Raw genomic sequence first — 13,536 nt, 5'->3', positions numbered from 1 at the left:
CAGATCGATAACGCGCCGGAAGAAAAAGCTCGTGGTATCACCATCAACACTTCTCACGTTGAATATGACACCCCGACTCGCCACTACGCACACGTAGACTGCCCGGGCCACGCCGACTATGTTAAAAACATGATCACCGGTGCTGCGCAGATGGACGGCGCGATCCTGGTTGTTGCTGCGACTGACGGCCCGATGCCGCAGACTCGTGAGCACATCCTGCTGGGTCGTCAGGTAGGCGTTCCGTACATCATCGTGTTCCTGAACAAATGCGACATGGTTGATGACGAAGAGCTGCTGGAACTGGTAGAAATGGAAGTTCGTGAACTTCTGTCTCAGTACGATTTCCCGGGCGACGACACGCCGATCGTTCGTGGTTCTGCTCTGAAAGCGCTGGAAGGCGAAGCAGAGTGGGAAGCGAAAATCATCGAACTGGCTGGCTTCCTGGATTCTTACATCCCAGAACCAGAACGTGCTATCGATAAGCCGTTCCTGCTGCCAATCGAAGACGTATTCTCCATCTCCGGTCGTGGTACCGTTGTTACCGGTCGTGTAGAGCGCGGTATCATCAAAGTTGGTGAAGAAGTTGAAATCGTTGGTATCAAAGAGACTGCCAAGTCTACCTGTACTGGCGTTGAAATGTTCCGCAAACTGCTGGACGAAGGCCGTGCTGGTGAGAACGTTGGTGTTCTGCTGCGTGGTATCAAACGTGAAGAAATCGAACGTGGTCAGGTACTGGCTAAGCCGGGCTCTATCAAGCCGCACACCAAGTTCGAATCTGAAGTGTACATTCTGTCCAAAGACGAAGGCGGCCGTCATACTCCGTTCTTCAAAGGCTACCGTCCGCAGTTCTACTTCCGTACTACTGACGTGACTGGTACCATCGAACTGCCGGAAGGCGTTGAGATGGTAATGCCGGGCGACAACATCAAAATGGTTGTTACCCTGATCCACCCAATCGCGATGGACGACGGTCTGCGTTTCGCAATCCGTGAAGGCGGCCGTACTGTTGGTGCGGGCGTTGTTGCCAAAGTAATGAGCTAATTGCCGAATAACATTTGACGCAATGCGCAATAAAAGGGCATCATTTGATGCCCTTTTTGCACGCTTTCACACCAGAACCTGGCTCATCAGTGATTTTTTTTGTCATAATCATTGCTGAGACAGGCTCTGAAGAGGGCGTTTAGTCCGAAACGCACCAGAGCATTTCGGTTTGGATCGCCTCGCTTACGCGGGGTGAAAATGTTTGTAGAATACTTCTGACAGGTTGGTTTATGAGTGCGAATACCGAAGCTCAAGGAAGCGGGCGCGGCCTGGAAGCGATGAAGTGGGTTGTTGTCGCTGTATTGCTGCTTGTAGCTATCGTTGGCAACTACCTCTATCGTGACATGATGCTGCCGCTGCGTGCGCTGGCCGTAGTGATTCTGATTGCCGCAGCGGGTGGTGTCGCGCTGTTGACAACAAAAGGTAAAGCGACCGTTGCTTTTGCCCGTGAAGCGAGAACCGAAGTCCGTAAGGTCATTTGGCCAACTCGCCAGGAAACATTGCACACCACATTAATTGTGGCTGCGGTTACCGCAGTAATGTCACTGATCCTGTGGGGACTGGATGGTATTCTGGTTCGCCTGGTATCCTTTATCACTGGCCTGAGGTTCTAAGATGTCTGAAGCCCCTAAAAAGCGCTGGTACGTCGTTCAGGCGTTTTCCGGTTTTGAAGGCCGCGTAGCCACGTCGCTGCGCGAATATATCAAGTTACAAAATATGGAAGAGCTTTTTGGCGAAGTCATGGTGCCGACCGAAGAAGTGGTTGAAATCCGTGGTGGCCAGCGTCGCAAGAGCGAACGTAAATTCTTCCCGGGCTATGTACTGGTCCAGATGGTGATGAATGATGCAAGCTGGCACCTGGTGCGCAGCGTGCCGCGTGTGATGGGCTTTATCGGCGGTACATCTGATCGTCCGGCGCCGATCAGCGACAAAGAAGTTGATGCGATCATGAACCGTCTGCAGCAGGTTGGCGATAAGCCGCGTCCGAAAACGATGTTTGAGCCAGGTGAAATGGTTCGTGTTAGCGACGGTCCGTTTGCTGACTTTAACGGCGTCGTTGAAGAAGTGGACTACGAGAAGTCTCGTCTGAAAGTTTCCGTATCTATCTTCGGTCGTGCGACTCCGGTTGAACTGGACTTCGCGCAGGTTGAAAAAGCCTAATACGCCGATCAAAAAAGCGACGATTTAATCGTTGCACAAGGCGCGAGATTGGAATACAATTTCGCGCCTTTTGTTTTTATGGATCCTATCCGTAAAACGAATTTAATCACGGGGAGCCTCTTCGAGGCGCTATAACCCAATCAGAGGAATTTAGAATGGCTAAGAAAGTCCAAGCCTATGTCAAGCTGCAGGTTGCAGCTGGTATGGCTAACCCGAGTCCGCCGGTAGGTCCAGCACTGGGTCAACAAGGCGTGAACATCATGGAATTCTGCAAAGCGTTCAACGCTAAGACTGACTCCATGGAAAAAGGTCTGCCGATTCCGGTTGTTATTACCGTTTACGCTGACCGTTCTTTCACTTTCGTTACCAAAACGCCTCCGGCAGCAGTTCTGCTGAAGAAAGCGGCTGGTATCAAGTCTGGTTCCGGCAAGCCGAACAAAGACAAAGTGGGTAAAATTTCCCGCGCTCAGCTGCAGGAAATCGCGCAGACCAAAGCTGCCGACATGACTGGTTCCGACATTGAAGCGATGACTCGCTCCATTGAAGGTACTGCACGTTCCATGGGCCTGGTAGTGGAGGACTAAGAAATGGCTAAACTGACCAAGCGCATGTCCGTGATCCGTGACAAAGTTGATGCTACTAAACAGTACGACATCAACGAAGCTATCGCTCTGCTGAAAGAGCTGGCCACTGCTAAATTCGTAGAAAGCGTGGACGTTGCTGTTAACCTCGGCATCGACGCTCGTAAATCTGACCAGAACGTACGTGGTGCAACTGTACTGCCGCACGGTACTGGCCGTTCCGTTCGCGTAGCCGTATTTACCCAGGGCGCAAACGCTGAAGCTGCTAAAGCTGCAGGCGCTGAGCTGGTAGGTATGGAAGATCTGGCTGACCAGATCAAGAAAGGCGAAATGAACTTTGACGTTGTTATTGCTTCTCCGGATGCAATGCGCGTTGTTGGCCAGCTGGGTCAGGTTCTGGGTCCGCGCGGCCTGATGCCAAACCCGAAAGTTGGTACTGTAACCCCTAACGTTGCTGAAGCGGTTAAGAACGCTAAAGCGGGTCAGGTTCGTTACCGTAACGACAAAAACGGCATCATCCACACCACCATCGGTAAAGTGGATTTTGACGCTGACAAACTGAAAGAAAACCTGGAAGCTCTGCTGGTTGCGCTGAAAAAAGCAAAACCGACTCAGGCAAAAGGCGTGTACATCAAGAAAGTTAGCATCTCCACCACCATGGGTGCTGGTGTTGCCGTTGATCAGTCCGGTCTGACTGCGACTGTGGCGAACTAATATTCGCCTTTACGTGGGCGGTGATTTTGTCTACAATCTTACCCCCACGTTTCTGCTAATTGCAGACGTATATCCGAGATATTCAGGCTGTGGCAAGGCGACAACTGAGTGAATCGCCAGGAGCATAGTTAACTATGTGACTGGTGTGAACGAAGACAGTCAACGCCGCCACAGATTGAATAACGACAGATAGACAAGATTTGTTCGTTGGAGCCTGGCCTATCCAGGCCTCCGTCGAAGACCGCAGGTGTTTCGTCAGAAACTTAATGCCCTGCGTAGACGGTGACAGAACGCTAAGATTATTTCTGATACTCTGGCTTGTTTCTGCTCACCGTATTTAGACGCTCTCTCCGTTGGGGAGAGTGAAGTGAGTTCCGGAACATGGGTTCCGGCAAACATCCAGGAGCAAAGCTAATGGCTTTAAATCTTCAAGACAAACAAGCGATTGTTGCTGAAGTCAGCGAAGTAGCCAAAGGCGCGCTGTCTGCAGTAGTTGCGGATTCCCGTGGCGTAACTGTAGATAAAATGACTGAACTGCGTAAAGCAGGTCGTGAAGCTGGCGTATACATGCGTGTTGTTCGTAACACCCTGCTGCGCCGCGTCGTTGAAGGTACTCAGTTTGAGTGCCTGAAAGACACGTTTGTTGGTCCGACCCTGATTGCATACTCTATGGAACACCCGGGCGCTGCTGCTCGTCTGTTCAAAGAGTTCGCGAAAGCGAATGCAAAATTTGAGGTCAAAGCCGCAGCCTTTGAAGGTGAGTTGATCACGGCATCGAACATCGATCGCCTGGCAACCCTGCCGACCTACGAAGAAGCAATTGCACGCCTGATGGCAACCATGAAAGAAGCTTCGGCTGGCAAACTGGTTCGTACTCTGGCTGCTGTACGCGATGCGAAAGAAGCTGCTTAATCGCAGTTATCTTTCTCAAGCATCTGCTTACGTATAAACTTATTCTGATTTTCAGGAACAATTTAAATGTCTATCACTAAAGATCAAATCATTGAAGCAGTATCCGCTATGTCCGTAATGGACGTTGTAGAACTGATTTCTGCAATGGAAGAAAAATTCGGTGTTTCCGCTGCTGCTGCTGTAGCTGTAGCTGCTGGCCCGGCTGAAGCTGCTGAAGAAAAAACTGAATTCGACGTAATTCTGAAAGCTGCTGGCGCTAACAAAGTTGCTGTTATCAAAGCAGTACGTGGCGCAACTGGCCTGGGTCTGAAAGAAGCTAAAGACCTGGTAGAATCTGCACCGGCTGCGCTGAAAGAAGGCGTGAGCAAAGATGACGCAGAAGCACTGAAAAAATCTCTGGAAGAAGCTGGCGCTGAAGTTGAAGTTAAATAAGCCAACTTTTCTGGTTGCAGCCTAAGAAATTAGGCTGATGGCTGGTGACTTTTTAGTCACCAGCCTTTTTGCGCTGTAAGGCGCCAGTAGCATTTCACACTGTTTGACTACTGTTGTGCCTTTCAATGCTTGTTTCTATCGACGTCTTAATATACTGCGACAGAGCGTCCGTTCTGTGTAAATCGCAATGAAATGGTTTAAGCGTGATAGCAACAGGCATTGCGGAAAGTATTCGATTTTCCGGTCAACAAAATAGTGTTGCACAAACTGTCCCTTCGTCGGACAGATGGGTCGACTTGTCAGCGAGCTGAGGAACCCTAATGGTTTACTCCTATACCGAGAAAAAACGTATTCGTAAGGATTTTGGTAAACGTCCACAAGTACTGGACATACCTTATCTCCTTTCTATCCAGCTTGACTCGTTTCAGAAGTTCATCGAGCAAGATCCTGAAGGGCAGTATGGTCTGGAAGCAGCCTTCCGTTCCGTTTTCCCGATTCAGAGCTATAGCGGTAATTCCGAGCTGCAATACGTCAGCTACCGCCTTGGCGAACCGGTGTTTGACGTTCAGGAATGTCAGATCCGTGGCGTGACCTATTCCGCACCGCTGCGCGTAAAACTGCGTCTGGTGATCTACGAGCGCGAAGCGCCGGAAGGCACCGTAAAAGACATTAAAGAACAAGAAGTCTACATGGGCGAAATTCCGCTCATGACTGACAACGGTACCTTTGTTATCAACGGTACTGAGCGTGTTATCGTTTCTCAGCTGCACCGTAGTCCTGGCGTCTTCTTTGACTCCGACAAAGGTAAAACCCACTCTTCGGGTAAAGTGCTGTATAACGCGCGCATCATTCCTTACCGTGGTTCCTGGCTGGACTTCGAATTCGATCCGAAGGACAACCTGTTCGTACGTATTGACCGTCGCCGTAAACTGCCTGCGACCATCATTCTGCGTGCGCTGAACTACACCACTGAGCAGATCCTTGATCTGTTCTTTGAGAAAGTTGTTTTCGAAATTCGTGACAACAAGCTGCAGATGGAACTGGTGCCGGAACGCCTGCGTGGTGAAACCGCCTCCTTTGACATCGAAGCTAATGGCAAAGTCTACGTCGAAAAAGGCCGTCGCATCACTGCGCGCCACATTCGCCAACTGGAAAAAGACGATATCAAACATATCGAAGTTCCGGTTGAATACATTGCTGGTAAAGTTGCGGCTAAAGACTACGTTGACGAATCTACTGGCGAGCTGATCTGCGCAGCTAACATGGAGCTGAGCCTGGATCTGCTGGCTAAGCTGAGCCAGTCTGGCCACAAACGTATCGAAACGCTGTTCACTAACGATCTGGACCACGGTCCGTACATTTCTGAAACTGTACGCGTCGACCCAACCAACGATCGTCTGAGCGCGCTGGTAGAAATCTACCGCATGATGCGCCCTGGTGAGCCGCCGACTCGTGAAGCTGCTGAAAGCCTGTTTGAGAACCTGTTCTTCTCCGAAGACCGCTATGACCTGTCTGCGGTTGGTCGTATGAAGTTCAACCGTTCTCTGCTGCGCGACGAAATCGAAGGTTCCGGTATCCTGAGCAAAGACGACATCATCGAAGTGATGAAGAAGCTCATCGATATCCGTAACGGTAAAGGCGAAGTCGATGATATCGACCACCTCGGCAACCGTCGTATCCGTTCCGTAGGCGAAATGGCGGAAAACCAATTCCGCGTTGGCCTGGTGCGTGTTGAGCGTGCGGTGAAAGAGCGTCTGTCTCTGGGCGATCTGGATACCCTGATGCCTCAGGATATGATCAACGCCAAGCCGATTTCTGCAGCAGTGAAAGAGTTCTTTGGTTCCAGCCAGCTGTCTCAGTTTATGGACCAGAACAACCCGCTGTCTGAGATTACGCACAAACGTCGTATCTCTGCACTCGGCCCAGGCGGCTTGACGCGTGAACGCGCAGGCTTCGAAGTTCGAGACGTACACCCGACTCACTATGGTCGCGTATGTCCAATCGAAACGCCTGAAGGTCCGAACATCGGTCTGATCAACTCCCTGTCCGTGTATGCACAGACTAACGAATACGGCTTCCTCGAGACTCCGTACCGTAAAGTGACCGACGGTGTTGTAACTGACGAAATTCATTACCTGTCTGCTATCGAAGAAGGCAACTACGTTATCGCTCAGGCGAACTCCAACCTGGATGACGAAGGCCACTTTGTAGAAGATTTGGTTACCTGCCGTAGCAAAGGCGAATCCAGCTTGTTCAGCCGTGACCAGGTTGACTACATGGACGTATCCACCCAGCAGGTGGTATCCGTCGGTGCGTCCCTGATCCCGTTCCTGGAACACGATGACGCCAACCGTGCATTGATGGGTGCGAACATGCAACGTCAGGCGGTTCCGACTCTGCGAGCTGATAAGCCGCTGGTTGGTACCGGTATGGAACGTTCTGTTGCCGTTGACTCCGGTGTTACTGCAGTTGCTAAACGTGGCGGTACTGTTCAGTACGTGGATGCTTCCCGTATCGTTATCAAAGTTAACGAAGACGAGATGTACCCGGGCGAAGCAGGTATCGACATTTATAACCTGACCAAATACACCCGTTCTAACCAGAACACCTGTATCAACCAGATGCCTTGCGTATCTCTGGGCGAGCCGGTTGAACGTGGTGATGTGCTGGCAGACGGTCCATCCACCGACCTCGGTGAACTGGCGCTGGGTCAGAACATGCGCGTGGCATTCATGCCATGGAATGGTTATAACTTCGAAGACTCCATCCTCGTATCCGAGCGTGTTGTCCAGGAAGACCGTTTCACCACCATCCACATCCAGGAACTGGCATGTGTGTCTCGTGACACCAAGCTGGGGCCGGAAGAGATCACCGCTGACATCCCGAACGTAGGTGAAGCTGCGCTCTCCAAACTGGATGAATCCGGTATCGTTTATATCGGTGCGGAAGTGACCGGTGGCGACATTCTGGTTGGTAAGGTAACGCCGAAAGGTGAAACCCAACTGACGCCAGAAGAGAAGCTGCTGCGTGCGATCTTCGGTGAGAAAGCGTCTGACGTTAAAGACTCTTCTCTGCGCGTGCCAAACGGTGTTTCCGGTACGATTATCGACGTTCAGGTCTTTACTCGCGATGGCGTAGAAAAAGATAAACGTGCGCTGGAAATCGAAGAGATGCAGCTGAAGCAGGCGAAAAAAGACCTGTCTGAAGAACTGCAGATCCTCGAAGCTGGCCTGTTCAGCCGTATCTACGCTGTGCTGGTTTCCGGTGGTGTTGAAGCAGAGAAGCTCGACAAACTGCCGCGTGACCGCTGGTTAGAACTCGGCCTGACCGACGAAGAGAAACAGAATCAGCTGGAACAGCTGGCTGAACAGTACGACGAACTGAAGCACGAGTTTGAGAAAAAACTCGAAGCGAAACGCCGTAAAATCACTCAGGGCGACGATCTGGCACCGGGCGTGCTGAAGATTGTTAAGGTTTATCTGGCGGTTAAACGTCGGATCCAGCCTGGTGATAAGATGGCAGGTCGTCACGGTAACAAGGGTGTTATCTCTAAGATCAACCCGATCGAAGATATGCCACACGATGCTAACGGTACACCGGTAGATATCGTACTGAACCCGCTGGGCGTACCATCGCGTATGAACATCGGTCAGATCCTTGAAACCCACCTGGGTATGGCTGCGAAAGGTATTGGCGATAAGATCAACGCCATGCTGAAACAGCAGCAAGAAGTCGCGAAACTGCGCGAATTCATCCAGCGTGCTTACGATCTGGGTTCAGATGTTCGTCAGAAAGTTGACCTGAATACCTTCAGCGATGAAGAAGTTCTGCGTCTGGCTGAAAACCTGAAAAAAGGTATGCCGATCGCAACGCCGGTATTCGACGGTGCGAAAGAGTCTGAAATCAAGGAACTGTTACAGCTGGGTGGCCTGCCAACTTCTGGTCAGATCACACTGTTCGACGGTCGTACCGGTGAGCAGTTCGAGCGCCAGGTTACCGTTGGCTACATGTATATGCTGAAACTGAACCACCTGGTTGATGACAAAATGCATGCGCGTTCTACCGGTTCTTACAGCCTGGTTACTCAGCAGCCGCTGGGTGGTAAGGCGCAGTTCGGTGGTCAGCGCTTCGGGGAGATGGAAGTGTGGGCGCTTGAAGCATACGGCGCGGCATACACCCTGCAGGAAATGCTCACCGTTAAGTCTGATGACGTGAACGGTCGTACTAAGATGTATAAAAACATCGTGGACGGCAACCATCAGATGGAACCAGGCATGCCGGAATCCTTCAACGTACTGTTGAAAGAGATTCGTTCGCTGGGTATCAACATCGAGCTGGAAGACGAGTAACTCTCGATCAAACAGGTCACTGGTGCTGGCGTAACTGCCAGCGCCAGATTGTGCTAACTCCGACGGGAGCAAATCCGTGAAAGATTTATTAAAGTTTCTGAAAGCGCAGACTAAAACCGAAGAGTTTGATGCGATCAAAATTGCTCTGGCCTCGCCAGACATGATCCGTTCATGGTCTTTCGGTGAAGTTAAGAAGCCGGAAACCATCAACTACCGTACGTTCAAACCTGAACGTGACGGCCTTTTCTGCGCCCGTATCTTTGGGCCAGTAAAAGACTATGAGTGCCTGTGCGGTAAGTACAAGCGCCTGAAACACCGTGGTGTGATCTGTGAGAAGTGCGGCGTTGAAGTGACCCAGACTAAAGTACGCCGTGAGCGTATGGGCCACATTGAGCTGGCGTCTCCGACCGCTCACATTTGGTTCCTGAAATCTCTGCCGTCCCGTATCGGTTTGCTGCTCGATATGCCGCTGCGTGATATCGAACGCGTACTGTACTTCGAATCTTATGTGGTTATCGAAGGCGGTATGACTAACCTGGAACGTCAACAGATCCTGACTGAAGAGCAGTATCTGGACGCGCTGGAAGAGTTCGGTGACGAATTCGATGCGAAGATGGGTGCGGAAGCAATCCAGGCCCTGCTGAAGAGCATGGATCTGGAGCAAGAGTGTGAAACTCTGCGTGAAGAGCTGAACGAAACCAACTCCGAAACCAAGCGTAAGAAGCTGACCAAGCGTATCAAACTGCTGGAAGCCTTCGTACAGTCTGGCAACAAGCCAGAGTGGATGATCCTGACCGTTCTGCCGGTTCTGCCGCCAGATCTGCGTCCGCTGGTTCCGCTGGATGGTGGTCGTTTCGCGACTTCTGACCTGAACGATCTGTATCGTCGCGTCATTAACCGTAACAACCGTCTGAAGCGCCTGCTGGATCTGGCTGCGCCAGATATCATCGTACGCAACGAAAAACGTATGCTGCAGGAAGCGGTCGACGCCCTGCTGGATAACGGTCGTCGCGGTCGTGCGATCACCGGTTCTAACAAACGTCCTCTGAAATCTTTGGCCGACATGATCAAAGGTAAACAGGGTCGTTTCCGTCAGAACCTGCTCGGTAAGCGTGTTGACTACTCCGGTCGTTCTGTAATCACCGTAGGTCCATACCTGCGTCTGCATCAGTGCGGTCTGCCGAAGAAAATGGCACTGGAACTGTTCAAACCGTTCATTTACGGCAAGTTGGAACTGCGTGGCCTCGCCACCACCATCAAAGCCGCGAAGAAAATGGTTGAGCGTGAAGAAGCTGTCGTTTGGGATATCCTGGACGAAGTTATCCGCGAACACCCGGTACTGTTGAACCGTGCGCCAACCCTGCACCGTCTGGGTATCCAGGCATTTGAACCGGTACTGATCGAAGGTAAAGCTATCCAGCTGCACCCGCTGGTTTGTGCGGCATATAACGCCGACTTCGATGGTGACCAGATGGCTGTTCACGTACCGCTGACGCTGGAAGCCCAGCTCGAAGCGCGTGCGCTGATGATGTCTACCAACAACATCCTGTCTCCGGCGAACGGCGAACCTATCATCGTTCCGTCTCAGGACGTTGTATTGGGTCTGTACTACATGACCCGTGACTGTGTTAACGCTAAAGGCGAAGGCATGGTGCTGACTGGCCCGAAAGAAGCTGAGCGTATTTATCGCGCTGGCCTGGCCTCTCTGCATGCGCGCGTTAAAGTGCGTATCACTGAATATGAAAAAGATGAAAACGGCGAATTCGTTGCGCACACCAGCCTGAAAGACACGACCATTGGTCGCGCCATTCTGTGGATGATCGTACCGAAAGGTCTGCCTTTCTCCATCGTCAACCAGGCGCTGGGCAAGAAAGCAATCTCCAAAATGCTGAACACCTGTTACCGCATTCTGGGCCTGAAGCCGACCGTTATCTTCGCTGACCAGACAATGTATACCGGTTTTGCTTATGCAGCGCGTTCCGGTGCATCTGTTGGTATTGATGACATGGTCATCCCAGAGAAGAAACACGAGATCATCTCTGAAGCGGAAGCTGAAGTTGCTGAGATCCAGGAGCAGTTCCAGTCTGGTCTGGTAACCGCAGGCGAACGCTATAACAAAGTTATCGATATCTGGGCGGCGGCGAACGATCGTGTATCCAAAGCGATGATGGATAACCTGCAAACCGAAACCGTGATTAACCGTGACGGCGTAGAAGAGCAGCAGGTTTCCTTCAACAGCATCTACATGATGGCTGACTCCGGTGCGCGTGGTTCTGCAGCACAGATTCGTCAGCTGGCTGGTATGCGTGGTCTGATGGCGAAGCCAGATGGCTCCATCATCGAAACGCCAATCACCGCGAACTTCCGTGAAGGTCTGAACGTACTCCAGTACTTCATCTCTACTCACGGTGCGCGTAAAGGTCTGGCGGATACCGCACTGAAAACAGCGAACTCCGGTTATCTGACTCGTCGTCTGGTTGACGTCGCGCAGGACCTGGTAGTTACTGAAGACGATTGCGGCACGCTGGAAGGCATCACCATGACCCCGGTTATCGAGGGTGGTGACGTTAAAGAACCGCTGCGCGATCGCGTTCTGGGTCGTGTGACTGCTGAAGACGTTCTGAAGCCGGGTACGGCGGACATTCTGGTTCCACGCAACACGCTGCTGCACGAACAGTGGTGTGACCTGTTGGAAGAGAACTCCGTTGACTCCGTCAAAGTACGTTCCGTTGTATCCTGTGACACCGACTTTGGTGTGTGTGCGCACTGCTACGGTCGTGACCTGGCGCGTGGCCACATCATCAACAAAGGTGAAGCGATCGGCGTTATCGCGGCACAGTCCATCGGTGAACCGGGTACACAGCTGACGATGCGTACGTTCCACATCGGTGGTGCGGCATCCCGTGCGGCTGCTGAATCCAGCATCCAGGTGAAAAACAAAGGTAGCATCCGTCTGAGCAATGCGAAGTCGGTTGTTAACTCCAGCGGTAAACTGGTTATCACCTCACGTAACACCGAACTGAAACTGATCGACGAATTCGGCCGTACCAAAGAAAGCTATAAAGTGCCTTACGGCTCCGTTATGGCGAAGGGTGATGGCGAACAGGTTGCTGGCGGCGAAACCGTAGCAAACTGGGATCCGCACACCATGCCGGTTATCACCGAAGTGAGTGGCTTCGTCCGCTTCACTGACATGATCGACGGCCAGACCATTACTCGTCAGACCGACGAGCTGACCGGTCTGTCTTCTCTGGTGGTTCTGGATTCTGCAGAGCGTACTGCGGGTGGTAAAGACCTGCGTCCGGCACTGAAAATTGTTGATGCTCAGGGCAACGACGTTCTGATCCCTGGCACCGATATGCCGGCTCAGTACTTCCTGCCGGGTAAAGCGATTGTTCAGCTGGAAGATGGCGTTCAGATCAGCTCTGGTGACACCCTGGCGCGTGTACCGCAGGAATCCGGCGGTACCAAGGATATCACTGGTGGTCTGCCGCGCGTTGCGGACTTGTTCGAAGCCCGTCGTCCGAAAGAGCCAGCAATCCTGGCTGAAATCAGCGGTATCATTTCCTTCGGTAAAGAAACCAAAGGGAAACGTCGTCTGGTTATCACCCCGGTAGACGGTAGCGAACCGTACGAAGAGATGATTCCGAAATGGCGTCAGCTCAACGTGTTCGAAGGTGAACGTGTAGAACGTGGTGACGTGGTTTCCGACGGTCCGGAAGCGCCGCACGACATCCTGCGTCTGCGTGGTGTGCATGCTGTAACTCGTTACATCGTTAACGAAGTTCAGGACGTATACCGTCTGCAGGGCGTTAAGATTAACGATAAACACATTGAAGTTATCGTTCGTCAGATGCTGCGTAAAGCCACCATCGAAAGCGCTGGTAGCTCCGACTTCCTGGAAGGCGAGCAGGTTGAATACTCCCGCGTCAAGATTGCCAACCGCGATCTGGAAGCGAACGGCAAAGTGGGTGCAACGTTCTCCCGCGATCTGCTGGGTATCACCAAAGCGTCTCTGGCAACCGAGTCCTTCATCTCTGCAGCATCGTTCCAGGAAACCACGCGTGTCCTGACCGAAGCCGCTGTTGCAGGTAAACGTGATGAACTGCGTGGTCTGAAAGAGAACGTCATCGTGGGTCGTCTGATCCCGGCAGGTACCGGTTACGCGTACCACCAGGATCGTATGCGCCGTCGCGCAGCGGGCGAACTGCCAGCTGCTCCGCAGGTGACTGCTGAAGATGCGTCTGCCAGCCTGGCAGAACTGCTGAACGCAGGCCTGGGCGGTTCTGACAACGATTAATCGTTGCTGACCATAATAAAAAAACCCGCTTCGGCGGGTTTTTTTA

The 13,536-nt window shown here is 52.1% G+C and carries 9 protein-coding genes; all 9 read left to right on the top strand.

Annotated elements, in window-relative coordinates; all coding sequences use genetic code 11:
* Positions 1-1,041 (top strand): elongation factor Tu (tuf, locus tag OGX99_RS06740; protein ID WP_058842576.1); only part of this gene is annotated, 1,041 nt, incomplete at its 5' end.
* A 230-nt stretch (positions 1,042-1,271) separates the two neighbouring features.
* The gene (gene secE, locus OGX99_RS06735; RefSeq protein WP_003033128.1) at positions 1,272-1,655 is read left to right on the top strand and encodes a preprotein translocase subunit SecE; all 384 of its coding nucleotides are present in this window, start codon (positions 1,272-1,274) and stop codon (positions 1,653-1,655) included.
* A gap of 1 nt (position 1,656) precedes the next feature.
* A complete protein-coding gene (gene nusG, locus OGX99_RS06730) occupies positions 1,657-2,202 on the top strand; it encodes a transcription termination/antitermination protein NusG (protein WP_003033125.1) in 546 nt (181 codons plus the stop codon).
* Between the two features lie 155 nt (positions 2,203-2,357).
* Complete coding sequence (rplK, locus tag OGX99_RS06725; protein ID WP_003033122.1) at positions 2,358-2,786, top strand: 50S ribosomal protein L11; 429 nt, start codon at positions 2,358-2,360, stop codon at positions 2,784-2,786.
* Positions 2,787-2,789: 3 nt separating this feature from the next.
* Positions 2,790-3,497 (top strand): 50S ribosomal protein L1, encoded by a 708-nt coding sequence (gene rplA / locus OGX99_RS06720; RefSeq protein WP_005132897.1) that lies wholly within the window; start codon positions 2,790-2,792, stop codon positions 3,495-3,497.
* Between the two features lie 414 nt (positions 3,498-3,911).
* A complete protein-coding gene (rplJ, locus tag OGX99_RS06715) occupies positions 3,912-4,409 on the top strand; it encodes a 50S ribosomal protein L10 (protein ID WP_005132895.1) in 498 nt (165 codons plus the stop codon).
* 66 nt (positions 4,410-4,475) lie between these two features.
* A complete protein-coding gene (gene rplL / locus OGX99_RS06710) occupies positions 4,476-4,841 on the top strand; it encodes a 50S ribosomal protein L7/L12 (RefSeq protein WP_000028882.1) in 366 nt (121 codons plus the stop codon).
* Positions 4,842-5,161: 320 nt separating this feature from the next.
* Positions 5,162-9,190, top strand: a complete 4,029-nt coding sequence (gene rpoB, locus OGX99_RS06705; protein WP_286543021.1) for a DNA-directed RNA polymerase subunit beta — start codon at positions 5,162-5,164, stop codon at positions 9,188-9,190.
* Positions 9,191-9,266: 76 nt separating this feature from the next.
* Positions 9,267-13,490 carry a DNA-directed RNA polymerase subunit beta' gene (gene rpoC, locus OGX99_RS06700; protein WP_006688360.1) on the top strand — a complete coding sequence of 1,408 codons (4,224 nt, stop codon included), beginning with the start codon at positions 9,267-9,269 and terminating at the stop codon, positions 13,488-13,490.
* The last annotated feature ends 46 nt before the right edge of the window (positions 13,491-13,536 follow it).

The sequence above is a fragment of the Citrobacter sp. Cu096 genome (assembly GCF_030332285.1).
GTDB lineage: Bacteria > Pseudomonadota > Gammaproteobacteria > Enterobacterales > Enterobacteriaceae > Citrobacter > Citrobacter meridianamericanus.
This window is presented reverse-complemented; position numbering and strand designations above follow the sequence as displayed.